The sequence below is a fragment of the Syntrophotalea acetylenivorans genome, from assembly GCF_001887775.1.
Taxonomy (GTDB): Bacteria; Desulfobacterota; Desulfuromonadia; order Desulfuromonadales; family Syntrophotaleaceae; genus Syntrophotalea_A; species Syntrophotalea_A acetylenivorans.
The window spans coordinates 2,575,147-2,601,687 of sequence record NZ_CP015519.1 but is presented as its reverse complement, the minus strand read 5'-3'; the positions used below and the strand labels follow the sequence as shown (position 1 = coordinate 2,601,687).

Annotated in this window: 21 protein-coding genes; 2 read left to right on the top strand and 19 right to left on the bottom strand. The window is 55.7% G+C overall.

The annotated features are described in order from the left end of the window. Positions 1-4 precede the first annotated feature (4 nt). Positions 5-1,171: an efflux RND transporter periplasmic adaptor subunit gene (locus tag A7E78_RS11910; RefSeq protein ID WP_083553067.1), complete on the bottom strand. Its 1,167-nt coding sequence runs from the start codon at positions 1,169-1,171 to the stop codon at positions 5-7. Further along, the gene (locus A7E78_RS11905; protein ID WP_235606745.1) at positions 1,171-2,571 is read right to left on the bottom strand and encodes an efflux transporter outer membrane subunit; all 1,401 of its coding nucleotides are present in this window, start codon (positions 2,569-2,571) and stop codon (positions 1,171-1,173) included. Before A7E78_RS11905 ends, A7E78_RS11910 begins: the two co-directional genes overlap by 1 nt. Before the next feature lie 410 nt (positions 2,572-2,981). Between A7E78_RS11905 and A7E78_RS14860 the strand changes: the two genes are divergently transcribed. Then, positions 2,982-4,216 (top strand): IS3 family transposase gene (locus tag A7E78_RS14860; RefSeq protein ID WP_418361389.1). Its coding sequence is split into 2 segments (ribosomal slippage): positions 2,982-3,350 and positions 3,353-4,216, totalling 1,233 coding nucleotides; the frame shifts between segments, so codons are not numbered across the junction. 49 nt (positions 4,217-4,265) lie between these two features. Here A7E78_RS14860 and A7E78_RS11890 read toward each other — a convergent pair. From A7E78_RS11890 to glmU, 11 genes are all read right to left on the bottom strand, one after another. Then, positions 4,266-5,729, bottom strand: coding sequence for a DUF4139 domain-containing protein (locus tag A7E78_RS11890; protein WP_072285149.1), 1,464 nt, complete (start codon positions 5,727-5,729; stop codon positions 4,266-4,268). Between the two features lie 384 nt (positions 5,730-6,113). Next, positions 6,114-8,429 (bottom strand): ATP-dependent helicase, encoded by a 2,316-nt coding sequence (locus A7E78_RS11885; protein ID WP_072284487.1) that lies wholly within the window; start codon positions 8,427-8,429, stop codon positions 6,114-6,116. Next, on the bottom strand, positions 8,422-10,233 hold the full coding sequence (locus A7E78_RS11880) for a chloride channel protein (protein ID WP_235606744.1): 1,812 nt from the start codon (positions 10,231-10,233) through the stop codon (positions 8,422-8,424). The genes A7E78_RS11885 and A7E78_RS11880 overlap by 8 nt, the downstream gene beginning before the upstream one ends. A 137-nt stretch (positions 10,234-10,370) precedes the next feature. Then, positions 10,371-10,805, bottom strand: a complete 435-nt coding sequence (locus tag A7E78_RS11875) for an ACT domain-containing protein (protein ID WP_083553065.1) — start codon at positions 10,803-10,805, stop codon at positions 10,371-10,373. Further along, the gene (locus A7E78_RS11870) at positions 10,802-12,112 is read right to left on the bottom strand and encodes a phenylacetate--CoA ligase family protein (protein ID WP_072284486.1); all 1,311 of its coding nucleotides are present in this window, start codon (positions 12,110-12,112) and stop codon (positions 10,802-10,804) included. Before A7E78_RS11870 ends, A7E78_RS11875 begins: the two co-directional genes overlap by 4 nt. Positions 12,113-12,276: 164 nt before the next feature. Then, entirely contained in the window at positions 12,277-12,738 is a 462-nt protein-coding gene (locus A7E78_RS11865; protein ID WP_083553063.1) for a tetratricopeptide repeat protein, read from the bottom strand. Positions 12,739-12,743: 5 nt separating this feature from the next. Next, on the bottom strand, positions 12,744-13,307 hold the full coding sequence (locus tag A7E78_RS11860) for a cysteine peptidase family C39 domain-containing protein (protein WP_072284485.1): 564 nt from the start codon (positions 13,305-13,307) through the stop codon (positions 12,744-12,746). Next, the gene (locus A7E78_RS11855) at positions 13,304-13,708 is read right to left on the bottom strand and encodes a PA2779 family protein (protein ID WP_158516109.1); all 405 of its coding nucleotides are present in this window, start codon (positions 13,706-13,708) and stop codon (positions 13,304-13,306) included. Before A7E78_RS11855 ends, A7E78_RS11860 begins: the two co-directional genes overlap by 4 nt. Before the next feature lie 216 nt (positions 13,709-13,924). Beyond that, positions 13,925-15,577: a phosphoglucomutase (alpha-D-glucose-1,6-bisphosphate-dependent) gene (gene pgm, locus A7E78_RS11850; RefSeq protein ID WP_072284484.1), complete on the bottom strand. Its 1,653-nt coding sequence runs from the start codon at positions 15,575-15,577 to the stop codon at positions 13,925-13,927. A gap of 278 nt (positions 15,578-15,855) precedes the next feature. Continuing rightward, entirely contained in the window at positions 15,856-17,685 is a 1,830-nt protein-coding gene (gene glmS / locus A7E78_RS11845) for a glutamine--fructose-6-phosphate transaminase (isomerizing) (protein WP_072284483.1), read from the bottom strand. Positions 17,686-17,804: 119 nt separating this feature from the next. Continuing rightward, a complete protein-coding gene (glmU, locus tag A7E78_RS11840; protein ID WP_072284482.1) occupies positions 17,805-19,187 on the bottom strand; it encodes a bifunctional UDP-N-acetylglucosamine diphosphorylase/glucosamine-1-phosphate N-acetyltransferase GlmU in 1,383 nt (460 codons plus the stop codon). Positions 19,188-19,340: 153 nt separating this feature from the next. Here glmU and A7E78_RS11835 point away from each other — a divergent pair, with 153 nt between their 5' ends. Then, positions 19,341-19,898 (top strand): MXAN_5187 C-terminal domain-containing protein, encoded by a 558-nt coding sequence (locus A7E78_RS11835; protein ID WP_072284481.1) that lies wholly within the window; start codon positions 19,341-19,343, stop codon positions 19,896-19,898. Positions 19,899-19,916: 18 nt separating this feature from the next. Here A7E78_RS11835 and A7E78_RS11830 read toward each other — a convergent pair whose 3' ends face one another. The 6 genes from A7E78_RS11830 to A7E78_RS11805 all read right to left on the bottom strand — a co-directional run bounded on the left by A7E78_RS11830 (position 19,917) and on the right by A7E78_RS11805 (position 26,322). Further along, on the bottom strand, positions 19,917-20,894 hold the full coding sequence (locus A7E78_RS11830; RefSeq protein WP_072282692.1) for an IS481 family transposase: 978 nt from the start codon (positions 20,892-20,894) through the stop codon (positions 19,917-19,919). A 105-nt stretch (positions 20,895-20,999) separates the two neighbouring features. Beyond that, positions 21,000-21,275, bottom strand: a complete 276-nt coding sequence (locus A7E78_RS11825) for a thioredoxin family protein (protein WP_072284480.1) — start codon at positions 21,273-21,275, stop codon at positions 21,000-21,002. 262 nt (positions 21,276-21,537) lie between these two features. After that, on the bottom strand, positions 21,538-22,389 hold the full coding sequence (locus tag A7E78_RS11820) for a response regulator (RefSeq protein WP_072284479.1): 852 nt from the start codon (positions 22,387-22,389) through the stop codon (positions 21,538-21,540). An 88-nt stretch (positions 22,390-22,477) separates the two neighbouring features. Then, positions 22,478-25,111, bottom strand: coding sequence for an ATP-dependent chaperone ClpB (clpB, locus tag A7E78_RS11815; protein ID WP_072284478.1), 2,634 nt, complete (start codon positions 25,109-25,111; stop codon positions 22,478-22,480). A gap of 312 nt (positions 25,112-25,423) precedes the next feature. After that, positions 25,424-25,825 carry an Hsp20/alpha crystallin family protein gene (locus A7E78_RS11810; RefSeq protein WP_072284477.1) on the bottom strand — a complete coding sequence of 134 codons (402 nt, stop codon included), beginning with the start codon at positions 25,823-25,825 and terminating at the stop codon, positions 25,424-25,426. Between the two features lie 47 nt (positions 25,826-25,872). Then, positions 25,873-26,322: an Hsp20/alpha crystallin family protein gene (locus A7E78_RS11805; protein WP_072284476.1), complete on the bottom strand. Its 450-nt coding sequence runs from the start codon at positions 26,320-26,322 to the stop codon at positions 25,873-25,875. Positions 26,323-26,541 lie beyond the last annotated feature (219 nt).

The following is a 26,541-nucleotide window of genomic DNA, read 5'->3' as shown; positions in this document are numbered from 1 at the left end:
CCCCTTACCCCGCCTGCGGTTGTTTAGCTGCCGCCAGCTGCTCGGCTGTCAGCGGATTTACGGTGGCGCCGGGGCGGACCCGCTGCAGACCGTTGACGATCACCCGCTCACCGGCAGCGATGCCTTTCTGTACCACCCGCAAACCGGCCGTGGCGCTGCCGACCTCGACACCACGGTACTCAACCTGGTTCTGGTCGTTGACTACCAACAGATAATATCCCTGCTGATCGATACCGAAAGCCTGCTGCGGAACCACAAGAGCCTCTTCTTGCACACTGATAGGAGCCCGCAGCCGGGCGAACAGCCCGGGCAGCAAGCTGGCGTCTGCATTTTCAAAAACGCCCCGCACCTGAATGGTGCCGGTCTGGGCATCAACCCGGTTATCGACGTAATCGATGTAGCCGGGATGGGGATAGTCGTCTTCTGTGCTCAGGCCGAGAAACAGCTTACTGTTTCCATTACTATTGGTCGGGGTCTGCTGGCGCTCGTACTGTTGGTATTCGAGTAGATCCCGCTCGTTGACGTTGAAATAGACATATACGGGGTTTTCGCTGACTACCGTCGCCAACAGGGTCTGATCGCCGGCGCCGACCAGGTTGCCGACATCGACCAGGTGGCGGCCGATACGACCGCTGATGGGAGCATGAATACGGGTATAGGAGAGCTGAAGACGGGCCGTCTCGATAGCCGCCCGCGCCGCATCGATGGTCGCTGCCGCCTTGGCCTGCTCGGCCCGTGCAGCGATCACCTCCACTTCACTGACTGCATTGTCTTTAAAAGCGCTTTCTTTCCGCTTGAGGGTGGCCTCGGCAAGGCGCATCTCTGCCCGACGCATGGCCAGCTGAGCCGTCGCCTCATCCAGCCTTGCCTGATAAGGGCGAGGATCGATAACGAACAGCAGGTCGCCCTTCTTGACCTGACCGCCGGAGTCGAAATGGATGCTCTGCAGGTACCCTTCGACCCGGGCCCGCAGTTCCACCGCCTCTACGGCCTCAGTAGTGCCGCTGAACTGAGCGTAGCGGGTCACGCTCTGCACTTGGGGCGCAGCAACGGTCACCGTGGGCGGTGGGGGGGGCACGAAGGTATTTTTATCCTTACAACCGGCAACCGCCAGCAATCCTAATAACAACGCCGGGCTCCATCTACGCATCATTCGCTTTATCTTTTGCATCAGGGATTCTCCTTGCTTACATCTTGCGGGCCGGCCGGATTCCAACCGCCTCCGATTGCTTTGCAGAGCTGAACCAGGTTAATAACCGTATCGCCTCGGGCGGCCGCCAGCTGATTTTCGATTTCGAACAGAGCACGTTGGGAATCCAACACATTTTGAAAATCGGACAGGCCGTCCTTATAGAGATCGGTAGCAAGCTTCACCGAACGGCGACCCGCCTGCTGCGAGCGCTCCAGAGCCGCCAGAGTGTCCCGCTGCTGAAGATATTGAGTCATGGCGTTTTCCGCCTCATTCAGGGCATTGAGCATCGATTGCTCATACCGATAGAGCGCTTGCTCGGCGCGGGCATCCTCGACTTTGATTTGATTTCGCACTCGTTTACCGTCAAACAGCAACCAGCGCACCGTGGGGCCAAAAGATAACGCGCGGCTGCCCGACTTAAACAGGTCGTCACCCTCCAGAGCTTCGAAAGCAAAGGAACCGGACAGGGAAAGCCGGGGATAGAGTTCGGCGGTAGCGATGCCGATACGGGCCGTCTGGGCGGCCAGCTGCCGCTCAGCGCGGCGGATGTCCGGACGCTGGCGCAGCAAATCGGCCGGCACACCCACGGTAACCTGAGCCGGCGGCACGGGAATCGGTGCCGGCTTGCTCAACTCGGCAAACAGGGCTCCGGGCGGAGACCCGAGAAGCACGGCAATCGAGTTGATAGCCCGGGTCAGTTCGATACGCAACGGCGGTACCGCCGCTTCGGAGGCAGCCAGTACCCGCTCGGCCTGGGCGACATCCAGTCCGGTGGCCAGACCGTTGCGGAACCGGGAGCGGGTCAGATCCAACACCTGCCTCTGGGAGGCCAGGTTACCTTCGGCGGCGGCCAGGCGCGCCTGCGAAGTACGGAGGTTAAAGTAGGTGCGAGCAATCTCGGCATAGAGAGAGATCAGCACATCCACCCGATCCTCCTCGCTGGCCTGATAATCGGCCCGGGCGGCCTCAACCGAACGACTGATGCGACCAAAGAGATCAAGCTCCCAACTGGCATCCAGGCCAACGTTATAAACCGTATCGCTCCCGGAAGCTGCAGACAGACCATTCTCGCTGCTGCGCTGGCGAGTGGCAGTACCGGCAGCATCGACGGCGGGCCAGTTTTCACCGGCCGCGACTCCGAGGCGGGCACGGGCTTCCTTGACCCGCGCCACAGCAATCCGCAGATCCAGGTTACTTTGCCTCCCCATCTCGATAAGCTGTTCCAGCAGAGAATCATCGAACAAGGTCCACCAACAGATCACTTCGTCCTCAGCAGGCACCAGGGCGGGGTCCTCCCCTTCCTGCCAAACCGTCGGAACCGTCAGTTCCGGCAGTTCATAGTCCGGTCCCACCGATACACAGCCAGCTGTCAGCAGCATCAACAGGCCCACCAGCAAAAGGCTCAGCCTTCGGCCTAATTTGCCATGAAATCTTTGCCTCATCATCTTTTCAACCTCACATTAGCAGGAAACATTAGCGACAAACATACATGAATGTTTGTAAATTGCCAAGAGGGAAATTGTCATTATTTGTATTGTTGCCGCTTAAGATGACTCAAGAGTTTTAGTCTTCTTCCTACCTGCGTGTACGCATGCTCCACGCAGGACGAAACCCCGCGGCCTTCTTCTTTGGCTTACTAAACCATGAGGTATCTTATCCTTACATTATCGTCCCTCACATTACTGCATCGAAACCAATAGAAAAAGGCCGGGGGAGCATCATTGCTCCCCCGGCCTTTTTACTCTCTATGTCCCGTCCTGAAATAAGTTTACAGCTAGGAGGCTTATTTATGGACACAGCAGAAAGTAAGCGGAAGAGACGTACTCAACGTGATTACACCATGGGCTTTAAATTGCAGGTGGTTGCTGCCGTAGAAAAAGGCGACATGACCTACAAGCAGGCTCAGAAGATTTATGGCATCCAGGGCCGCTCGACAGTGTTAAAATGGTTGCGAAAACACGGAAGGCTGGATTGGACCCAACCTGTGAGGATGACCATGCCCAAATCTCCCAAAGCCAAAGAAAGTCCCGCACAGAAAATCAAGCGACTCGAGCGCGAACTTGAGGATGAACGTCTTCGCAATCTGTTGTTGAATGAAGTGGTGGATATCCTGGATGCAGAGCACGGAACGGGACTGCGAAAAAAGTATATTGCCAAGGAGCGAGACGCCTTCAAAAACAAAAAGGGCTGAGTCTAAGCCGCGCTTGTAAGCTCCTTGGCATCACCCGGCAAGCCGTTTATCAAAGAGAAAAACGCAGTGAGCAGCGCAGCATAGAGTTGGCACCCGTCAAGTCAATGGTGATGGAGGTCAGACGGTTTATGCCGCGGCTTGGTACGCGCAAACTGTATTTTTTGTTGAAACCCATGTTTGTTGAGCAGGGAATAAAGTTGGGGCGTGACGCTTTTTTTGACTATTTGAGAGCGCATCAACTGCTGGTGACACCGATCAAGCGCTACACAAAAACGACGCACAGCAAACATTGGATGAAGAAATACCCGAATCGTTTAGGCAGTCAAGAGATCAGCTGTGCCGAACAAGCCTTTGTGAGCGATATTACCTACGTTGAAACGGATGAAGGTGTTCACTATCTATCATTGGTCACAGATGCCTATAGCCGCAAAATCATGGGTTATGAAGTCAGTGACAATATGCGTGCTGACAGGGTCGTAAAAGCTTTACGTCGGGCAGCTAAGCAACGACAGACAAGCCGAGCGTTAATACACCATTCAGACCGAGGTCTACAATATTGTTCAGCGATCTACCAGCAAGAGCTAAAGCGTCATGGTATGACGCCGTCAATGACAGATGGCTATGATTGTTATCAGAACGCTTTGGCCGAGAGGGTAAATGGTATTTTGAAGCAGGAGTTTCTGATCACCAAGTGCCGGACTTTGAGTGAGTTGAAGGGTTTGGTGCGGGAATCCGTCGATACCTACAATCGTCTGAGGCCACACCTCAGCTTAGACATGAAAACACCAGAAGAAGTACATAAGAAAGCCACCTCCGCAAGGGAGGTGGCTTGAAAAAACCGTCAATCTATTTTAGGACGTGACACTATCTATTCAGCCCTGCTCAATACCGCACCCGCGCCCGATAGGTCAACAACACCTTTCCTTCCGCCGGCACCTCGACCTGCCACACCGCAGTGCGGGCATCCTGCTTCTTATGCGGCAGGCTCTCGTCGATAATTTCCCAGTCGCCGGGCAGCGGTTCGGCCAGCTTGACCGTCACCGGTTTGTCGCTGCCATTGTTCAACTCGACAAGATAGGCACTCTCAACCAGGTTCTCCCGCCGACCGGAAGCCAGCTTTTTGAAATCGGTCTGGGTCCGTTCGGCGGTGACGTCGAAGGCGGCCCCGAGGCGCAGACGCACGGTCTGGTTTTTTCCGGTGTGGTCAATACTGTCCTCACCGACGAACTGAGCATTACCGGCCTTGTCGTTCTTATAGACCCGCAGAATGCCCTTCGGCAGCGGCATGCCAAGGCTGTTTTCCCGCCGGTTGTCGAATTCTAGAAACACGGACGCCTTGATCTTCTCGCCCAACTTGCCGTACAGACCGCGGTAGTAATACTCGCTGCCGTGGATGAGGTATTCTTTGCGCACCGGTATCGACGACGCGGTGAGCAGGGCGACCTGCTTGACCTGGTTCTGACGAATGGTAGTGGGACGCTCGAGGGTATAGAGATGATAATCGAGCAGGCTCTCTTCAACCATGGCCGGGGCCGCAGCCATGGTCTTGACCATCCTGTCTTCAAAAGCGGCGCGCTCCAGAACCACCGGCGGAACCCGATGGACGTCGCCGGCTACCAGCTGCAAACGGGCGTTGCGATAGCTGCTTCCGCTGCGATTATTGAGTGTCACCCAGCCGGACAGGTCGATGAAATCATCATCGGCACTGAGTTCGGCCACGTAGTCGGCCTTCCAGGACAGGCCGCTGGTCAGGTAGCTGAGCTCCAGCTCCTTCGGCCCGGCCTTGTCGCTGGCCAGCTGCACCACCAGGGTCGGGCGGTCCCGCAGGTTGGCCGGCACATCGGGATAGACCAGCCGGCCTGGAACGCCGGTCTCGATGCGATCACCCATGCGCAACACCACCCCGCCGTTGGCCGCAAGAACCGTTGCCGCTTCCAGGGTTTCAGCGCCGCTTTGGGGATGTACCCGTACCACCTGAACCGTCTTGCCAACATACTTTTCCAGCAGCTTCTGCGGAGTCAGCAGGTCGTAATCGAAACTCTGCTCCACCACCCGCAACCGGCCCTTGCCGCCCAACTGACGCAGCAGGGCGGTTTCTGCCATCATGCCTCCGCTCACTTCCCGCAGCGCCAGCAAGCTTTCGCCTGCCGGCAACTCCACCTGCCGGCGATCCTTGATCAGGGCCAGATCCCTGTTGTAGATGGTCACCGCGACCGACTGCTGATCCTCCAAGGTGCTTCGCAATTCTTTGGAATCTTGTTCCGCACCGACGATCAAGGCCCAACTGCCGAGACCATAAGTCAGCGCCAAAGCGAACGTTACATATAATCCGAATTTTCTCCGCATCTCTTCCCCCTTTGAAAAACCCCCGTTGAGGATAAAGCGAAAGTGAACAGCCTTGCCGGTCATTATAACAGACTAACCGACAAGAGTCGGTCCGTAAAAAATCCGAGAGGTCGATCCATAGGAAAGTTGGATAATTTCGAATGGCAGGCAGCAGGCCCATAAAGGCGTAAAACCATTCTCACGCCCGCTCCCTGCAGTCGCTCAAGCCGCAAAGACGCCAAGAGAAACTAAACCATTCCTTTGACTTTCTTTGCGACTTTGCGGCTTTAGTGAGCAAAGCGAACGAGCGTGAGAATGGTTTTGATTTTATTTCAAAGGCTGATAGCGAGATTTGTGAAGAACAAAATGACTGGGGAAGGATGTGAAAATATCAGCCAACCGATCTTAAGCCGGCTCCAAGCCGGCGAACTTGAGCAACAGCTTCTTCAGGCCGACGGTACGGAAGTAGATGCTAACCTTCTGGTTGTCTCCCTTACCCTCAAGGCGGCGGATGGTACCCACTCCAAATTTGGCGTGCCGTACCTGCTGACCCAGGCGTGGTCCCAGCTCCGCCTCGGGCACCTGACGCACCTCATCTTCAAAAAAATCGTCCGCAGCCATCGGTTCCGGGGCCAGATCCTCAAACACGGAAGCCAGATTGTGGCTGGCAGCGGATTTTGGCTCCGATTGATCAAACACCGCAGCCAGGTTGTGGTTGGTTTCCTGACTTGTGCCGGCTTCATCGAAAACCGAAGCCAGGTTGTGGCTGGCGGCGTGACGCAAAGTCGGTTGCTCGCTATCCTCCAGAAGCCGAGAGGGAAATTCGACCAGAAAACGACTCGGCGGGTTGTACTGAAAGTCGCCGTAGATACGTCGCCGTCGGGCGTGACTGAGGTACAGTTTGTCCATAGCCCGGGTCATGCCGACATAACACAACCTGCGCTCCTCCTCTATATCATCGCCCTCGTCGCCACTGCGGCTGTGGGGAAACAGTCCCTCTTCCATGCCGGTCATGAACACCACCGGGAATTCAAGGCCCTTGGCGGCATGCAGGGTCATGAGAGTCACCCGGTCATGGCTGCCGTCGTAGGCGTCAAGATCGGCAACCAGGGCCACCTGCTCGAGAAAATCCTGCAAGGTACGATCCGTGGACTGATGTTCCTCCATGCCCGCCAGCAACTGTTCAAGGTTCTCCAGTCGCCCTTTGGCTTCCTGGCGCTCCCCTTCGGTCATAGCTCCCCGGGCCTCTTCTCTAAGGAGCGGCCCGTAACCCGTTTCTTCGATGAGTTCAGCGGTCAATTGAGGAAAAGGCAGCTGAGCCAGCCGACCTTGAAAATCGTCCATCAGCGCAACGAATTTGCTCACTTTATTGGCCGCAGCCCCCTTAAGGAGGCCACGCTGTAGCGCCAGGCGGCAGGCCGGCAAAAAGCCGCCCGCCTCCTGTTCCAGAACGGCGATACGTTCCACCGTTTTGGCGCCGATTCCCCGGGCAGGCACGTTGACGATACGCTTGGCAGACAACGCATCGGCCGGATTGACCAGGGTGCGCAGATAGGCCAGTACGTCCTTGACTTCCATACGGGCAAAAAACTTGACCCCACCAACCATCACGTAGGGGAGCCGCTCGGCCACCAGAGCCTCCTCCAGAGAGCGAGACTGGGCGTTGGTGCGATAGAATACCGCCACGTCGCGCAAATGACGCCCGGACAACTTCAATTTTGCGACTTCGGCAGCGACAAACCGTGCCTCGGTCAGGTCATCACTACAGTCCTTGAGTGTAATGGGCTCCCCGGCGGGGTTGTCGGTCCACAGCGTTTTCCCCTTACGGCCGACATTGCGGGCCACCACCTCGCCCGCCGCTTCAAGAATTGTCGACGACGAACGGTAGCTCTGCTCCAGGCGAATCACTTTGGTACCGGTAAAGTCCCTTTCGAAGTTGAGGATATTGCTGATCTCGGCACCGCGCCAGGCATAGATGGACTGGTCATCGTCCCCGACCACACACAAATTTCCGTGGCCGGCGGCCAGCATTTTGACCAAGCGATACTGCACCTGGTTGGTGTCCTGAAATTCGTCGACCAGCAGATGGTGGAAGCGATTCGCATATCGGGCCAACACCTCTGGATGCTCCTCGAACAAACGTACCGCACAGAGCAGCAGGTCACCGAAATCGAGAGCGTTGGCCCTTTGCAAGCGGTGCTGATAGAGTTCGTAGACCCGGGCCGTCATCTCGCCGTAGTAATCGCTGCGATCGAGCTGGTCAGGCAACAGGCCGCTATTTTTGGCGCTGTCTATGGCGGCTGCCGCCGAGCGGGGCTTGAGGGTCTTCTCCGGAATATTGAGTTCCTTGAGACAGTCCCGCAGCAGTCGCTGCTGATCCTGATCGTCGTAAATGGTGAAATCGCCGGTATAGCCGAGGGATTCAATGTCCCGCCGTAAAATCCGTACGCAGGCCGCATGAAAGGTGCTCACCCAGGGCAACTCGCTCGAACCGAGCAAGTTTTCGAGCCGCTCGCGCATCTCGGCAGCCGCCTTATTGGTAAAGGTCACGGCCAGAATCTGCCAGGGAGCTACCCCCCCTTCCCGGATCAAGTGGGCCACCCGGTGAGTCAGGGTGCGAGTCTTACCCGACCCGGCTCCGGCCAGAATCAACAGGGGACCATCCTGGTGCAAAACCGCCTGTTGCTGCATCTCATTGAGGGATGTGAGCAAATCACTCATCGCCGACCTCTTCAAGCTGACGAACCATCAAGGCCCGGTTGTAGGCCGACACCATGTCCCGGCGGGAGACGATGCCGAGCAACTTGTTGCCGTTATTCCAATCTACCACCGGAAGCTGCTCGATATTGCGATACCCTATCTTGCGCATGGCGCTGTCGAGATTTTCGTCCTGGTTAACAGTGATCACATCGAGAGTCGCCAGCTCTTTGACAACGACCAGGTCAAGCAGGTCGGGTTCAAAAACCACGCCCATAAAATCCTGCACTGAAATGATGCCTGTCAGCGCGCCACTGCTGTTGATCAGAGGAAAATTGGTGTGCCGGGTACTGGCCATGAATTTGTTGAACTGACGCAGAGTCATGTTCTCGGGAATCGACTCGGGATCGCGGGTCATGACCTCACCGACTTTCAGGGATTTCATGATATTGCGCTCTTTGCCGGCCTCCAGGTCGATACCGGCCCGGGACAGCTCCACCGTATCAAGGCTGTCGTCCTTGAAACGACGACTGATGGCGGTACCGATCACACAGGAGAGCATAATGGGGATAATGATGTCGTAGGACCCGGTCATCTCGAAGAGCAGAAAGATGGCGGTCATGGGTGCATGGGTAGCAGCCGCCAGAAACGCTCCCATGCCGACCAGGGCATAGGTTCCCGGCAAAGTAACCACGCCGGGAAACAGCCCCTGCAAGAGTTTACCGAAGGCACCGCCGGTTACCGCACCGATATACATGGAAGGAGCGAAAAGCCCGCCGGGAAGCCCCGACCCGAGGGTCAGAGAAGTCGCCAATGCCTTGACCAGAACCAGCGCCGCCAGCATCCAGAAGATACCCTCGCCCCGCAGCACCGTTTCCATGAATTCATAACCGTTGCCGAAGATCTGCGGAAAAACAATACCGATGACGCCGACCAGGGCACCGCCGAGAACCGGCTTGGCCAAAGGATGCAGCTTCAGGGCGGTAAAACGATCCTTGACCCGATAGTGAAAATCGATAAAACCTACCGCCAACAGCCCTACCAACATGCCGAGCACCACGTAAAAGATCAGCTCCCAGGGATGGGCCACCGAATAGGACGGCGCCCGCAGTGCCGGCACATCCCCAAGCAAAGCCCGGGAGACCACCGTAGCGATACCGCTGCTGATGACGATGGCGGTAAAGCTGCTCAGCTCAAAGGCGGCCAGCAAGACGATTTCGTGGGCAAAAAAGACCCCGGCGATGGGCGCATTGAAGGTGGCGGCAATGCCACCGGCCACGCCGCAGGCGACAAGCACCTTGAGCCGTTCGCCGCTCATCTTGAACACCTGACCGGCCTGACTGCCGATGGCGCCGCCGATCTGGGCGATGGGTCCTTCCTGGCCCGCAGAACCACCGGTACCGAGGGTGATAGCGCTGGCCAGGCCCCGGGTCAAGATGGTTCGGCCGGGGAATTTGGCGCCGCGCAAATTGGCACGCTCAAGAAAATCAGGGAACCCGAACTTGAGGTCTTTGGCAAAAAAGACCCCGAAAGGAATCATCAGCAAACCGCCAATAACGGGGAAGAACAGAGCCCAACAGCGGGCCATGCTCCAGTGTTCAAAGGAAATAGCAAAAAATTCCTTGCCCTGCTCGATCACCGCCCAATGGATCAGCTCAATGGTCTGGCGAAAAACAAAGTTGCCTAGCCCGGCCAAAATACCGATAGCCAAGGCCAGCATGACCATGAAAGTATTTTCGGTAATACCAAGGCGGCTGAAAAGGGCCGGACTGCGATGACGCAGCCAGGAAAGGGCATCCAAGGGAGAAATATGATGTGATTTGCTCATGGCAGGACAGGCTTTCTGTTTGCTGGAAGGGAACAAAGACGCCGGCGAAAGCCGGCGGATGGAACAATTTTTAACCTTAAAATGTCTCGGCCGGGAACGCAACAGCAAAAGTCGCCGGAGCAACTATCTAGATCGCATCAGATACGATAGACCTGTTCTGTACTGAGGGTTTCCACTCCGGCCTCGCTAAAAATATGCTGAACCGATTCGGCATCCTCAACATCGATAACCAGAATGGCGCTACGCTGGTCGCCGAGCACCGTACCATAGGCATTCTGAACGTTGAGACCTGCCTTGGCCAGCAACAACAACATATCGTGCAAGGTGCCAGGCACATCGGCCATTTTCGCTACCACTATCTCCCTGAGCGCTGCCGGATGGCCGGTTTCTGTAAGAACCTGGCAGGCTCTCTCAGGCTGATCGACCAGCAGATTGAGAATCCCCCAGCCGGCAGTACTCGTCGACAGGGTCATGGCACGGATGTTGAGCTGTTGTTCTTTGAGAACTGCGGTAATCTTCTCCAGCCGGCCCGGCTTGTTTTCCAAAAACACGGATACCTGATGAGCGATCATACTGACTCCTGTGGCTTGCGCAAATCCTGAACCCGTACCGCCTTCCCCTCACTTTTGGGCAGACTGCCCGGCTCGACCAGGCGAATGGCAGGGGTCACAAGAATTTCATCGCGAACGGCATGGCTGATCTTGCGGGAAAGATTCTCCAAGGCCTCCATATTGCCGGTGAACCATTCTTTCTGTACCTCGACCTGAATCTGCATCTCATCGCTGCCGTTGCAGTTCTCCACAACGATCAAATAGTCACTGCCAACCTCGGCAAAACGCATCAGAACTTTTTCGATCTGCATGGGGAAAATATTACACCCCTTGAGAATAAGCATATCATCACTGCGGCCGCTGATACGATCAAGACGGCGATGCGTCCGCCCGCAAGGGCAAGGTTCGGGAAGAATGCGGGTCAAATCCCGGGTCCGATAGCGCAGCAAAGGCATGGCTTGGCGGTCGAGGGTGGTCAACACCAGTTCGCCCTGTTCGCCATCGGGCAGCGGCTGAAGGGTTTCCGGATCGATGATTTCGACCACGAAGCAATCCTCCCAGATATGCAGTCCGTTCTGCTCCCGGCATTCAAAGGCCACCCCCGGGCCGTTCATCTCCGACAGGCCGTAGGAATTATAGGCGCTGACACCGAACAATTCCTCGATACGGCGCCGTTGCCCCTCGCTATGAGGCTCGGCTCCAATGACAAACATTCGCAGGTCGGTGTCCCGGCGGGGATCGAGGCCGAGTTCCGTGAAAACATTGTGAAGGCGCAGCAGATAACTGGGGATAGTATGCACCGCCGTAGTACCAAAATCCTGCATCAACTTGATCTGACGGCGGCTATTGCCGGCAGCAGCAGGAATCACCAGGGCGCCAAGATGCTCGGCACCGTATTGAAAACCGAGGCCGCCAGTAAACAGGCCGTAACCGCAGATATTCTGAAACACGTCCGTCGGCCGCACACCGGCACAATAAAGGGATCGGGCCACCAGGTTGGCCCAAGAAGCCAGATCGTGCTGATCGTGGAAAATCACTGTGGGATTACCGGTGGTGCCGCTTGAACAGTGCAAACGCACCGGGCCGTCCTTGGGAACGGTCAGGAAACCGTAGGGGAAATGGTTGCGCAGATCGTCCTTGGTGGTAAAAGGCAGGCTGCGAATATCATCAATATGCTGCAACTTCCCCGAAGCGACACCGGCGGCAGCGAACTGCTGACGATAAAAAGGTGAACGCCCGGCGCGGTCGATGGTCTTGCGCAACCTTTCGAGCTGCAATTGCTGCAGACGCGTCGACGGCAGCTGTTCGATCTCCGGTTCCCAGTACATGTGTGTCTTATCCTTCTAAGCAAGCTCATCGGACCAGAGTCGGCCCGGATATGGAATCTTGGACGCCCACCCACGCAAATGCAATCAAAAGCAGGTCAACGCTGCCGAACATAGCAGATTTTGAGATGGAATGGTAGCAAAGGAGACAAAGAAAAGACCGGAAATCAACGCGGTGGGGACGTCTGCTCCTGACGGGCCTTAACAGCCGCCAGTGTATCGATGAAAGCTGCCGTGTGGGGGCTATTTTCCACCGCTCTTTCCGCCCATTGACGGGCCTGCACCAAGTCCCCTTGCTGCAACAGAACCCAGGCAAGATTGTTCATCGCTTCGGTCTGTTCGGGTTGTCGTTGTAGTGCGCTCCGGTAGAGTTCGGCGGCCTGAGACCATTGCTCTAGCGCCGCCAGAGAATTCCCCCCGTTGATCAGCGGCTTGGCCCAGTCACCATTGAGTTCTGCGGCCCGCCGGTATTCGCGCAGAGCCAGGTCAAACTCCCCATTGGCCTGATAACTTACGCCCAGGTCGTTATGCTCCTGAGCGTCGAGAGGGTCGTGCAGCACGACAACCCTCGGCAGGCTGCATCCGGCCAGCAACAGGGTCAACACAACCAAAAAACAACAACGCAGCATCGCAATTACTCCAGATACAGATACAGGCGATTCAACCTTTGCCAACGCCGTTCCAAATCTACCGCGGCAATGGTCATGTTTCCTTGCTTCCCGGCATGAACGACAAAATCGCTGCCTTCATACCCATACACCACCACATAGTGGGGCCGAGTCAACTTCCAGCGGCCCATCTCCAGGGGGATCAGCACCGGAGTATCGGCATCGACTGCTTTTCTCAGTAAAGCCAGATCGCCCCGCCCGGAACGGGTCCCATAATCGAGACTGCGGGCATAGTTTTCCAGATCAGGCAACAGACTGCCTTGCAAACCAGGGGTATAAGTCGCCGCACGAATTTCTTCCAGGGACACACTTTCTCCCCGCTGACCCAACAATGAAGCCAAGGCGGCCGGACCGCAATCGTATCGCCCCTCCTGGGCATAAAAGGAGACCCCTTCGATGATCCGACCGGCCGCGGAATCTGTCCTGATCGGAGAAACCTTCAAAGGACTACAAGCAGAGGTCAAACAGATCAGCAGCAGCCCTCCCAACCGCCACCGCAGAAACCCTTTGCAACCACTCAAACCCCTCATCGAATGATGATTTCCTTATTGGCCAGCTTGAGGATCACAACCACCAGCAACACGATCAGCAGCACAGCGATAACCGTCCCCAACACTCCCCCTTCGGCGAGACTGTCGGACAGACCGGCGAGCTGGTGAAGCTGATCGTCGCTCAAAGTCGGCAGCTTAGCCGCCACCTCCTCTTGGGATAAGCCGAAATCGGCGAGGCGTTGCGCTACGACATCCGTTTCCAGAGCCTGGCGAATCTTGTTTAGTTCTATACTCCTTTGGCTAAGGGTTTCTCCACTGGAAAGGCGGCTCTCCACCAACGAGGCGCTGCCATTAGAGGGGATCAGGGAGAACACGCAGAAGGTCAACAACACCATCCAGCAGATACGCAGATCAAGAATTCGAGAACACCTTACATTCATTGCCCACCTCCATCAGTTAAGTAAAGGGAAACACTGTGGTAATTAATTTTATCCAGTTGGGCTTGCTTGGCAAGCAATTGCAAAGGACTCTTTTCTCTTTTTAAACCTAACAATTTCCAATCGTTGAACGATGGAGCTTAGGCGGAAAGAAAACCCCCCACCGGTAAGGGCCAATAGGGGGGGAAATATGATTCATTCGTAAAATTTACCGCAGGACTAAGCCCCTGCAGCCTTGAACGCTTCACTAACGATCGTCTTGGCCTGATCCTGAATTTGCCTCAAATGTTCCTCACCTTTGAACGATTCCGCGTAGATTTTGTAAATATCCTCGGTACCCGAGGGACGGGCAGCGAACCAACCGTTTTTGCTGGTGACCTTGAGCCCGCCGATCCCGGCGCCGTTACCGGGAGCGTTGGTGAGCTTGGCGGTAATCGCTTCGCCGGCGAGAGTGTCCGCGGTAATCTGGTCAGGAGAAAGTTTGCCGAGAACAGCCTTTTGTGCGGGAGTCGCTTCGGCATCGATACGAGCGTAAACGGGGTCGCCAAACTTCTGCACCAGGTCCTGATAGTGCCGTGACGGGTCGCGACCCGTCACGGCGGTGATCTCGGCGGCCAACAAGCAAAGGATGATTCCGTCCTTGTCGGTAGACCAGACGGTGCCGTCCTTTCGCAGAAAAGAAGCACCGGCGCTTTCTTCGCCGCCGAACCCGTAGGAACCGTCCACCAGCCCGTCGACGAACCACTTGAACCCCACCGGAACCTCCGAAAGGGTGCGTCCCAGGTCAGCGGCTACGCGGTCGATCATCGATGAAGAGACCAGGGTCTTGCCTACTGCAGCATCCTTGGACCATCCGCTGCGATGACTGAAAAGGTAACTGATGGCCACGGCCAGATAGTGATTTGGATTCATCAGCCCTGCCGACGGGGTGACGATGCCGTGCCGATCGAAGTCGGGGTCGTTGCCGAAGGCGATGTCGTATTTGTCCTTGAGCTTGATCAGGCCCGCCATGGCGCTGGCGGAGGAACAGTCCATACGAATTTTGCCGTCCTTGTCGACGCACATGAAACTGAAGGTAGGGTCGGGGTGGCCGTTGATCAGCTCGATATTCAGGCCGTATTTTTCCGCGATCGGTTGCCAGAAGCCGAGGCCGGAGCCGCCCAAGGCATCGGCGGCGATACGCAGACCGGCCTTTTTGATCGCTTCCATGTCGATAACATTGCTCAGGTCATCAACGTAAGGAGTGACATAGTCGTAGAAAATCGTTGACGGTGCGGCAAGCGCCTGCTCATAGGGGAGGCGCTTGATCTCCTTCAGCCCCTGACGCAGACAGGTGTTGGCCAGGTCAGCGATCCTCGAGGTGACGTCGGTATCGGCCGGGCCGCCATTGGGCGGATTATACTTGATACCGCCATTGTCCGGTGGATTGTGGGAAGGGGTGACAACAATCCCGTCGGCAAGGCGCTCCTGCCGGTCCCGGTTGTAAGTGAGGATGGCATGGGAGATGACCGGCGTGGGGGTATAGCCGAAGTCCTTGGCGATGCGTACCTCCACGCCGTTAGCCGCCAATATTTCCAGGGCGGTAGCGTGTGCCGGCTCGGAAAGGGCATGAGTATCCATCCCCAAAAAAAGGGGTCCGTCGATTCCGGCATCTTTGCGATAATCGCAAATCGCCTGCACGATGGCGAGAATATGGTCCTCGTTAAAAGTGCCTTTAACCGAAGAACCCCGGTGGCCAGAAGTACCGAAAGATACCAGATTTGTTGCGTCACTCAGGTCGGGGTGCCGCGTGTAGTAATCGCTTACAAGTCTGGGGATATTGGAGAGGATCGATTTCGGTGCCGGAAGACCTGCCAAGGGGTGAAGCGCCATACTATATTCTCCTCAAAATATATGATTCATTACCGATGGGCTCTTGCGCCATCAAGCTAGAGATTTTAACGGCCTTGAGAATACTGTCAAGTCAGCCTATTTTTCTTTCCGAAGTCAATATTAACGGAGCAGCTCAATACACCCGGGCCTTGCTCCTCCCAGAAAGTAAGCCGAAACGACAAGAGCCTCCAAGTCATGGCGACCTGAAGGCTCTTGTAATTTGCAGTCAACGTTTCAACACATTCCTGACGATCCAGTCCTGTGCGAGCCACGCCAATCTATTCAACCGTCACGCTCTTGGCCAGGTTACGGGGCTGGTCGACATCGGTACCCTTAAAGACCGCCACGTGGTAGGCCAACAATTGCATGGGAATGGACATAAGCACCGGTGCCAATTCATCGATAATATCCGGTACGGTAATCAGGGCATCGACCTCGCCGAGTAGATTCTCTTGCCCTTCGGTCACCACAGCAATGACTCGGCCATCGCGGGCCCGCACCTCTTCGAGATTAGATACCACCTTTTCCAGTGTCTCATTGCGGGGGCAGAGAAAGACCACCGGCAGTTGTTCGTCGATGAGAGCAATGGGGCCATGCTTCATTTCACCGGCGGGATAGCCTTCGGCGTGAATATAAGAGATCTCCTTAAGCTTGAGCGCCCCCTCCAGGGCAATGGGGTACTGGTTGCCGCGGCCGAGATAGAGGAAATCGCTGGCGGACATAAAGGTCTTGGCAATGGCCTCGATCTGCTCATCCAGCTCCAACACCTCTTCGATCTTACGGGGCAAGGTCAGCAGGGCCTCGGTCAGCTCGATACAGCGTTGAGCGTCGAGGGTCCCCCGCGCTCGGCCAAGACGTAAGGCGAGGAGATAAAGAGCCACCAACTGGGTGGTGAACGCCTTGGTCGAAGCCACGCCGATCTCCGGCCCGGCATGGGTATAAATAACCCCGTCGCTCTCCCGGGCGATAGACGATTCAACCACGTTGCAGATGGCCAGGGCTTTGCCGCCCTTGCCCCTCGCTTCCCGCAGTGCCGCCAGGGTATCGGCGGTTTCGCCGCTCTGACTGATAAGAATGATCAAGGTACGGTCGGTGACCAGAGGATCGCGATAGCGAAATTCGCTGGCAATATCGACCTCAACCGGCACGCGGGCCAGTTTTTCAATAAGAAACTTGCCGGTCAATCCGGCATGCCAGGAGGTCCCGCAGGCGACAACATACAGACGGTCAAACTGGCGCAACTGCTCATCATCGAGCTGCAAACCTTCCAGATAGACATCGCTGTGACCGTCCTTAACCCGGCTGGCCACAGTATCTGCAATGGCCCTAGGCTGCTCGTAAATCTCCTTAAGCATAAAGTGGCGGTAGCCACCCTTTTCCGCCATCAGCGGACTCCAGGTGATGGTCTTGGCGGTCTTGGTCACCGGGGTACCGGCCAAATCGCTGAAACGCAGGTCGCCATCGTGATAAACGACCAGCTCTCCCTCTTCGAGAAAAATCATCTCCCGGGTATGGGAGAGCATAGCCGGGATATCCGAGGCGACAAAGAACTCGCCTTGGCCCTGACCGACCACCAGCGGTGAGCCGAGCTTGGCGGCGATCATCTTGTCCGGCTCGCTTTGACAAAGAATGGCCACTGCGTAAGCACCACGTACCTCACCCAGCGCCTGACGCACAGCTGTTTCAAAATCGCCGCATTGGCTCAGATGCTGGTCCACCAGGTGGGCGATGATTTCGGTATCGGTTTCGGAACTGAATTCGTGCCCCTGGGCTATCAGCCGGTCCTTGAGTTCAAGATAGTTTTCGATGATGCCATTGTGCACCACCGCCACCTCACCGGCGCAATGGGGATGTGCATTGGTCTCTGAAGGACGGCCATGGGTTGCCCAGCGGGTATGGCCGATTCCCCGCACACCCGCCAAGGGACTCTGACCCAGCAGGGTTTCGAGTTCAGCCAACTTACCCTTGGCGCGCCGAACCTCAATCTTACCGCCGTTGAGAATGGCGACGCCGGCCGAGTCATAACCACGGTACTCCAGCCGGCGCAGGCCGTCGATAATGATGGGTGTAGCCTGCTGCTGGCCGAAATAACCTACAATACCGCACATAAGCGCTTCATCTCCTGTACTGCAGTGAGCCGGGTGATGTAAAAGTCCCCGGTCGCTAATAATTAACTAACTTTGATGCTTTTTCAAAAAGTCATGAGATGGCTAAACTTGCAACGCCATCACTTTTGCTTCTTTTTACGCAGAACCCAGCCTTCAATGGTCTTTTGCGGACTACGGGACAGCGCCAGGGAATCGGCCGGCACATCCTTGGTAATCGTCGAACCGGCACCGATCAGGCTATTGCGGCCGATTTGCACCGGCGCCACGAACTGGGTATCACTGCCGACGAAAACATCATCTTCGATAATCGTCTTGTGTTTGTTGACCCCGTCGTAGTTGCAGGTGATCGTCCCGCAGCCGATATTAACCCGGGCTCCCAGTTCGGCGTCACCGATATAGGTCAGATGACTGGCCTTGGAGCCTTCGCCGATAAAGGCTTTTTTTGTTTCAACGAAGTTGCCAACCTTGTTATGGCCGGCCAGGACCGTACCGGGCCGCAGATGAGCCATGGGACCAACATCACTCTGAGGCCCGATCTGCGATCCTTCAAGGACCGAACCGGCCTTGAGGCGTACCCCATCGCTAACCTGACAATTGTCAACGGTCACCTGGGGTTCAATGGTGCAACCCTCGCCAATGCGGGTTGTACCCCACAGGCAAACTCCGGGATGAATTACCGTATCGGCGCCGATTTCAACCTGTGCGTCGATATAGATTGCGGCCGGATCGATCAGAGTGACTCCGCCCAACATGTGACCTTCATTGATGCGCTGTCGCATAAGGCTGGCAGCCTCGGCCAACTGCACCCGGCTGTTGATACCCATGGCTTCAGCGGGATCATCCATTACCAGGGCCCGGACCTTACCACCGCCGCTCCGCAGTTTAGCCAGCACATCGGTCAGATAATACTCCCCCTGTGCATTGTCGCATCCCAAACCGTTCAGGATTTCAAAAACCAGGGGCGCTTCAAAAATATAGATACCGGTATTGATTTCACAAATGGTCCGCTGCTCGTCGGTAGCGTCCTTTTCTTCGACAATACCCAACACTTCGCTACCGTCACGCAAAATACGGCCATAGCCAAAAGGATCACTCATATTAGCGGTCAGTACGGTGGCCGCCGCCCCCTCGTTGCGATGATAGTCCAGCAACCGCTGCAGAGTCTCCTGGCGCAACAACGGTACATCGCCGCAAAGCAACAGCAGAGAACCGGAGAAATCAGTCAACGCTTCCCGGGCGCTCAGCAAAGCATGACCGGTGCCGAGTTGTTGTTCCTGTACGGCAAAATCGACCTTATGGTCCGCCAGACACTCCCTGACCTCTTCAGCGCCATGACCGACCACCAGCACCGTCGGCCGGCACCCGAGGCAAGCGGCCTGCTGCACCGGATAGTGCACCATCGGCTGTCCGTTAAGTTCATGCAGCACTTTGGGCAGTGCCGACTTCATACGTGTTCCCTTACCGGCTGCCAACACAACGGCGGCGAGTCCCTTTGCATCCATAGCTTCACCTTCCTTAGAAATATTTCAATGTTGAAGTATCCCGAAAAGATCGACCCCAGTCAAGACCGATTTAACTTAGTTAGACGACGCCCATTTGCCTCTGGAAAAACAATGTACTTTGGTTTAGAATTGCAAATCGGAACAGGAGAGTCTATGCCGGAACGCCAGATACTACTACGCGCCCTGGATACGATCGGGGAAGATTTACGGGAATTGGAAATTCTCTATGAACGGTATTTTTCCGGAGAGGAAAAACGGGAGCCGTTACAAAAGCGGGAAGCGCTACAGAAGCGTCTACGCCAGTTCATCAACCGGCGCATCATGAAGACGGACCTTCGCTTCCGTTACGAAAGCCTGGCGGCCCGCTACCACACCTATGCGGGGTACTGGGACCGTATTTTGAGATTGATGGATGAGGGAAAGTACGAGCGACACACGGGCGGTAACCGCCCTGCCCCCCTGGTAGACCAGGACAAGAGCGGCCCGAAAAATGATAATGAATCGGCCTACCAGCAGATGCTTAAGGCCCATAAGGAATGCGCCCTGGACCGGCCGGCTCCAAGCCGCAAGCAATTCGACGCATACCTTGAGAAACAGCGCTCATCACTGGCAAAAAAGTTCGGCAGCCATGAAATAGAGTTTCGTGTCGTCACTGAAAAAGGCAAACCGAAGATCACGGCCCGTCCAAAAAAAGCCCCTACCGCAAATTGAAATCAACCCCACTGCCTCCTAGGTGTCAGGTCCCGCATGATTCCTGACCTGTTTATGGAAAAGTTCCGGCTTCCTTTTTTGCCACTGTTTTAGAGCCTCTACCGGGGTTTTATGTTCCAAGGCCCGCTGGGGGATATGCTGATTGTATAAATACCCATAACGCAGCATGGTTTGTTCCAGGTCTTCAGCGGAATTGAACCTGGTCGTTGCCAGCACCTCGCTGATGCGGCCATTGAAACGCTCCACCATGCCATTGGTCTGAGGGCGACGGGGTGGAATCAGCCGATGCTCGATACCGTGTCGCACACAGGCTTGGTCAAATATATGCTTTCCCGTCGGCTTTCGCTCGCCGGCAGTGCTAAAACGATCCGTGAAGGCCTTATCGTTGTCGGTCAGCAGTTTGCGGATCACAAACGGAGCTTTGTTTACCAGACGGTTTAGAAAACCCGTAGCGGCTTGGGACGACTTGCTTTTGCGCAGCTCCAAGTAGACCCAGCGGCTGGCGCGGTCGATGGCCACAAACAGGTACCGCCGTGAAGTTTCATCCGGCATTTGCGGCAGGTACTTGATGTCGACATGAACGAAACCCGGGTCGTAGTTTTTAAAAGTCTTGGGTTTGTCTTTGGCCGTTTCCTCTTGGGGGATCAGATCGGCCAATCGAGAAATACCATGCCGGCGTAGACAGCGGTCCAGTCCTGCGCGGGAAACGTCGGCATTGATAAATTCCCGGGTGACCACCAGCAGATCATCCAGGGATAGGAGCAAAGATCGCCGCAGTTCGACAACAACAGCTTCCTGGGCTTTGCTCAGAGTCGTATTCAGCCTGTGAGCCGTATGAGAACGGTCATGAACGTCGTCGCGCTTTCGCCAACGACGAACCGTATCAATAGAGATACCCAGCTCTTTGGCCAAGGCTTTATCCGTCTTTTGGGACTGTTGGATATAGCGTCGTATCCTAGGTGTTGTCGTTGCGTTCGCGTGTAACCGAATCGTCATGTCGGACTCCTTCAGATTTCACAGCAGAGAATGTCAAAAAGCATATCCCGAGCTAGGAACAACGGGAAGCTTTTTCTGCTGATGGAATCATCTGGGACCCGACACCTAGGCAACCTCTTTTTCCCGCGCTTGATAGCGGGGGCGCTCACAGATAAACCCTTTGATTTCATGGACATCTGGGATGCGTCCAGCGACCCGCAAAAGATCATCGACCATCAGGGCCGGGGAGACATATACCCGGTTGTCAATCATCTTACGCACATCGCGATAGAGATGGACCTCCGCCTTAACTCCCAACTGCGACAAGGCAGCACGCACATTTTCCAGGGTCCGTTCACAGCTTCCGCCACACTCTGGCTTACAGATGATATCGATACGCATAATTCCTCCGGCTATCTCCAGGGAACCACTGTTGTCAACAAATGATGACCTTTTTCGTTATTATTATACTCACTTGGTCAGGCTTCACAACTGTTTTTTTGCCTATACAGCAACTATTTTTCTCAAAACACAGCGCCGATTAGAGTAATAACCGACCGTTCCTAGAGGCGTTCCAAAAAAACGAAATAAATTACCAGGCCAAAACGACAATAGCCGCCCCTGAAGGGCGGCTATCGAAGGATTGACCGATATGGTTGCGGTTTCAGACCACCGGCAGGCGATCTGCACCGTAAGTAATTTTGAGGGCCCGCTTAACCCGGGCCATAAGGCGGGTCAAATTGGCTGGCTTGGCCACGAAATCGAAAAAGCCCATCTCTAACAAACGGGCCTCTTCTTCCGGCGAAGCCTTAGTAGAAAGAGCGATAACCGGTATATCCCGGGTCACGCTGTTGGACTGCAGCACCCGAAAGAATTCGATGCCTGTCATGCCGGCCATACCCGCATCCACCAGAATCAGGTGCGGCCGTTCCTTAAGCACTGCCTTAAGAGCCGCGGAGCCACTATCGAATTGGACGCTGCGCAAACCTTCCTTTTTCAGGTTTCCCTGGAAGGCGGATCGCCACAGCTCCTGGTCATCGACCACCATAACCGTCAGTTCTTCCGATGGTTCACCTTCGGTGGCTTTGATATAATGCTTGCGAATAGCGTCCTGAACCTCATGGGGAGTGGTCAAAAAAGGTACCACCCGCATGCCGGTCTGAAAGGAGACATTGTCGAGAGTTTCCAGGTCTAGAGGATTGGTGATGGCCAGGTAAAGGGACTTTCCTTCAGTTTTGAGGGGGAAAATGCCCTTTTCAAGGGCCGTATCGCAATCGACCAGACCAAGCACGTCTTCCGGGAAAGGGTGCTTGCTGATATTGCTGACCGTTTTGCAATTGAACTGCCGGGCCAGAATCAGCACCACATCCCGATCACTGATGATTCCCATTTCCTCGAGCACTTCTCCGAGGCGCATATCGGAGATCTTCTGCTTCTCCAAGGCCTTGCTCAGAGTAATCTCGTCCAGAACCTTTGCATCTACCAGAATTTCACCAAACCGTTTGCGTCGTGGCATCGTTCTCTTCCCTAAAGATTTATACTTTCGGTTCTCGGCGATGCTATCATAAAAATTGGTAATTATTCAAATAAATCCGACCACTGGATCAAACTTCGGGATCTTTAGGCCCTTGTCCGGCAACCTTCACTTGCAACTGCTGATCGACAACTTCCACCGTAACCAAAGCACCGTGGCCAATCTCGCCGGAAAGCAATGCCCGACCGATACGGGTTTCCAGTTCGTGCTGCAGATAGCGCTTAAGCGGGCGGGCACCGTATACGGGGTCGTAAGCCTCCCTGGCGATAAATTCCCGAGCCTCCTCGCTAATCTGTAAATCAATCTGGCGATCGCTCAAGCGCCGGCGCAATTCGGCGACCAGAAGGTCGATAATCGATTTAATCTCCTCGCGGGTGAGGGGCTTGAACAACACAATATCGTCTACCCGATTAAGAAACTCGGGACGGAAATGCCGGCGCAGATCGCCCATGACCGCTTTGCTGGTCTCCTCGCGGATGGTGCCGTCTTCTCCCACCCCTTCGAGAAGCAGCGGCGAGCCGATATTGGAGGTCAAAATGATCACCGTATTCTTGAAATCGACGGTTCTGCCCTGGGCATCGGTGACCCGGCCATCATCCAGGATCTGCAACAGCACATTGAAGACGTCGTGATGGGCCTTTTCGATTTCGTCGAAAAGAATCACAGAGTAGGGCTTGCGCCGAACCGCTTCGGTGAGCTGCCCCCCTTCCTCGTAACCGACATACCCGGGAGGTGCTCCGATCAGTCGACTGACGGTGTGTTTCTCCATGTATTCGGACATGTCGATACGCACCATATTGTCTTCGCTGTCAAACAAAGCCTCGGCCAGAGTGCGAGCAAGTTCGGTCTTGCCGACCCCCGTCGGACCGAGGAAGATAAAGGAGCCGATGGGCCTCTTGGGATCCTTGATGCCGCTGCGGGCGCGGATCACCGCATCGGCCACCAGTTGCACCGCCTCGTTCTGTCCAATGACCCGCTTATGCAGAATCTGGTCGAGTTTAAGCAGCTTCTCCCGCTCCCCTTCCACCAGGCGGGTCACCGGAATGCCCGTCCAGCGAGAGATGATGTCGGCAATCTCTTCTTCGGTGACTTCCTCCCGCAGCAGTCGCGAGCCGCCCTGTTCGCCGGCCGTGGCCTGTTCCTGCTCCTGCAGGGCACGCTCCAGTTCCGGCAGACGACCGTGGCGCAACTCGGCGGCCCGATTGAGGTCGTAATCGCGTTCCGCCACCTCGATCTCCTGCCGCACCCGTTCGATCTCCTCGCGCAGTCCCTGGAGTTTTTTGATACCTCCTTTTTCACTGTCCCACTGAGCCCGCAAGGTGTCGGCCTGGTGCTTAAGATCGGCCAGCTCCTTGCGCAGGGCCTTCAGGCGTTCCTGACTAGCGATGTCCTTCTCTTTCTTCAGCGCCGCTTCCTCGATCTCCAACTGCATGACCCGGCGGGTCACCTCATCGAGTTCCGCAGGCAGACTGTCGATCTCGGTGCGGATCATGGCGCAGGCCTCGTCGACGAGGTCGATGGCCTTGTCCGGCAGAAAACGGTCGCTGATATAGCGGTTGCTCAGGGTGGCCGCCGCCACCAGAGCATTGTCCTGAATCCGCACCCCATGAAAAACCTCGAAGCGCTCCTTGAGTCCCCGCAGAATGGAGATGGTGTCCTCCACCTGGGGCTGATCGACCAGCACCGGTTGAAAGCGCCGCTCCAGAGCAGCGTCCTTCTCGATGTATTGCCGATATTCATCGAGGGTGGTGGCGCCGATACAGTGCAGTTCACCACGGGCCAGCATCGGCTTGAGCATGTTACCGGCGTCCATGGAACCTTCGGCCTTGCCGGCGCCGACGATGGTGTGCAACTCGTCGATAAAGAGCAGGATGCGCCCCTCGCTGGCATGGATCTCATTGAGTACCGCTTTGAGGCGTTCTTCGAATTCGCCGCGATATTTGGCCCCCGCCACCAGCGAGCCCATGTCGAGGGCAAAGATGGTCTTGTGCTTGAGCCCTTCGGGAACGTCACCACGAACGATACGGTGGGCCAAACCCTCGACGATAGCGGTCTTGCCCACCCCCGGCTCACCGATGAGGACCGGATTATTCTTTGTTTTACGGGACAGAATACGGATCACCCGGCGGATTTCACTGTCGCGGCCGATGACCGGATCGAGCTTGCCCTTTTCCACTTCCTTAACCAGATCGCGACCGTACTTTTCCAACGCTTCGTAGGTGCTCTCCGGATCGGGGGTGGTCACCCGCTGATGGCCGCGCACTGCGGTCAGGGCCTGTAAAATCCGGTCACGGTTGATATTGAACTGCTTGAAGAGCTTTCCGGCGGCGGTGGCCTCGCCTTCCTCGGCAATAGCCAGCAACACATGCTCCACCGAAATGTAATCGTCGCGCAGCTGCTTGGCTTCTTCCTCGGCCTTCAGCAACAGCCGGTTGAGGCGCTGAGTGACATAGACCTTACCGGCCTCGGTGCCGGGACCGGATACGCTCGGGCGACGCTCCAGTTCCTTGCGCAGCTCATTGGCCAGGTTATCCACCGGGACATCGACTTTCTGCAGCAGTCGTGGCACCAGGCCGCCTTGCTGCTGCAGCAGAGCCATCAGCAGATGTTCTCCGTCGACCTCGATATGGCCGCGCTTCACAGCCTCATCTTGCGCAGCCTGAAGAGCTTCCTGGGTTTTTTGGGTGAGCTTGTTGGTATCCATAAAGTGTATTTCTCCTTGACTGCGATATAGGGCAACCGGCTCTGCAATTAATACTAGCATCCAGCAACCCATAATCTATCGCATCTTGCTGGTTATTTGTCGGGTCAACTGCGGTACGACCAACGCTGATTAGCACCGGCTAGGCAGCGATGGTCAGGCCTTGTTGGCCCACCAAACTCCTGTGCAATATCACGTCATTTTATGGGTTACAGGATACTCGTCAACTTCGGGGATTTTTCCGTACCGGCCCTGCCCGGCGGCCAACAACCGGCAGGGCCGAAACCGATGTCGCCTCCTGCGAGGCAAAGGCCGTCAGTGAGTCGTCACCTCAATGCGACGAGGCTTTGCAGCGGCAGCCCGAGGCAGGCTCAGGGTCAACACACCATTTTTCAGCACTGCGTTTGAGGCGTTCGCGTCGATGCTGTCAGGCAGGCGGAATTGCCGGTAAAAGTTTCGCAAGGCAAACTCCCTGCTGATCTCGTCGGCGGCAACATCCGCACTGGCATGGGCCTCGAGCGTCAACACCCCCTGTTCGACATTGATTTCAAGACCGCTTTTGTCGACACCCGGCAGGTCAGCCATTACGACCAGACCGTCTTCGGTTTCATATATATCGACTGCCGGTGACAGGTAGTTGTTCTGGGCACGGGTTTCTTCGCGGGTCAAAGCTTTTTCTTTTTCGTCGTTATATACGCTCATTTTGTTCTCAGCCATGGCGTCACTCCTTTGATGTAATGCGTGAAGAGAAATCTGTTTTTACCTCAGGACGCTTCAATCGCCACCCGGGTCGGTTTGGCAGCTTCAGCCTTTGGCAGAGTCACCCTCAGCAAACCGTCCTTGTATTCGGCCCGGACCTCATCGGTTTTCACATCGAGTGGCAGTTCGACGGTTCGCAGGAATTTTCCAGCGCCTCGTTCGCGGCGATGCCATACGACCTTTTCCGGCGTTTCAGCTTTGTGGCGTTCACCGGAGATGGTCAGAGTATTTTGCTGAACAGTCATCTCTAGCTCGGAAGGATCGACCCCGGGAAGCAACGTTTCAACGTACAAATTATCCTCGTCGTTGTGCAGGTTGATTAACGGGTAACCTCTCTGGCCGATGCCGGGCATGAACACCGAATCGAACATTCGCCGCCCGGCACTGCCACGAAAGACATCGTCGATTTCCCGCCGCAAGAGTTCCATTTCTCTAAAAAGATCTTTACTGAACATACTGGCCTCCTTGTTGTGAATAAGTCTGAAAGGTTTTATTCAGCTTTCATCCACTTACTTAACAAGGCCCGTGCCAACTTCAAAAAAACAGCCACAACCGTTTAGTTTCAATAGCTTACAACGTTTATCAGGAAAAGCCGCAGAAAGGTTGCGACGTCGCACACAGTGTCGCAAGAACCTTGCAACGTTGCAGACAGGACAGCTTGCGACACATGGGGA

Excerpts from the sequence above, each read along its gene's own strand:
- A7E78_RS11910 (WP_083553067.1), bottom strand. The coding sequence starts at position 1,171 with ATGCAAAAGATAAAGCGAATGATGCGTAGATGGAGCCCGGCGTTGTTA.
- A7E78_RS11905 (WP_235606745.1), bottom strand. The coding sequence starts at position 2,571 with ATGCTGCTGACAGCTGGCTGTGTATCGGTGGGACCGGACTATGAACTG.
- A7E78_RS11890 (WP_072285149.1), bottom strand. The coding sequence starts at position 5,729 with ATGCGGAGAAAATTCGGATTATATGTAACGTTCGCTTTGGCGCTGACT.
- A7E78_RS11885 (WP_072284487.1), bottom strand. The coding sequence starts at position 8,429 with ATGAGTGATTTGCTCACATCCCTCAATGAGATGCAGCAACAGGCGGTT.
- A7E78_RS11880 (WP_235606744.1), bottom strand. The coding sequence starts at position 10,233 with ATGAGCAAATCACATCATATTTCTCCCTTGGATGCCCTTTCCTGGCTG.
- A7E78_RS11875 (WP_083553065.1), bottom strand. The coding sequence starts at position 10,805 with ATGATCGCTCATCAGGTATCCGTGTTTTTGGAAAACAAGCCGGGCCGG.
- A7E78_RS11870 (WP_072284486.1), bottom strand. The coding sequence starts at position 12,112 with ATGTACTGGGAACCGGAGATCGAACAGCTGCCGTCGACGCGTCTGCAG.
- A7E78_RS11865 (WP_083553063.1), bottom strand. The coding sequence starts at position 12,738 with ATGCTGCGTTGTTGTTTTTTGGTTGTGTTGACCCTGTTGCTGGCCGGA.
- A7E78_RS11860 (WP_072284485.1), bottom strand. The coding sequence starts at position 13,307 with ATGAGGGGTTTGAGTGGTTGCAAAGGGTTTCTGCGGTGGCGGTTGGGA.
- A7E78_RS11855 (WP_158516109.1), bottom strand. The coding sequence starts at position 13,708 with ATGAATGTAAGGTGTTCTCGAATTCTTGATCTGCGTATCTGCTGGATG.
- pgm (WP_072284484.1), bottom strand. The coding sequence starts at position 15,577 with ATGGCGCTTCACCCCTTGGCAGGTCTTCCGGCACCGAAATCGATCCTC.
- glmS (WP_072284483.1), bottom strand. The coding sequence starts at position 17,685 with ATGTGCGGTATTGTAGGTTATTTCGGCCAGCAGCAGGCTACACCCATC.
- glmU (WP_072284482.1), bottom strand. The coding sequence starts at position 19,187 with ATGGATGCAAAGGGACTCGCCGCCGTTGTGTTGGCAGCCGGTAAGGGA.
- A7E78_RS11835 (WP_072284481.1), top strand. The coding sequence starts at position 19,341 with ATGCCGGAACGCCAGATACTACTACGCGCCCTGGATACGATCGGGGAA.
- A7E78_RS11830 (WP_072282692.1), bottom strand. The coding sequence starts at position 20,894 with ATGACGATTCGGTTACACGCGAACGCAACGACAACACCTAGGATACGA.
- A7E78_RS11825 (WP_072284480.1), bottom strand. The coding sequence starts at position 21,275 with ATGCGTATCGATATCATCTGTAAGCCAGAGTGTGGCGGAAGCTGTGAA.
- A7E78_RS11820 (WP_072284479.1), bottom strand. The coding sequence starts at position 22,389 with ATGCCACGACGCAAACGGTTTGGTGAAATTCTGGTAGATGCAAAGGTT.
- clpB (WP_072284478.1), bottom strand. The coding sequence starts at position 25,111 with ATGGATACCAACAAGCTCACCCAAAAAACCCAGGAAGCTCTTCAGGCT.
- A7E78_RS11810 (WP_072284477.1), bottom strand. The coding sequence starts at position 25,825 with ATGGCTGAGAACAAAATGAGCGTATATAACGACGAAAAAGAAAAAGCT.
- A7E78_RS11805 (WP_072284476.1), bottom strand. The coding sequence starts at position 26,322 with ATGTTCAGTAAAGATCTTTTTAGAGAAATGGAACTCTTGCGGCGGGAA.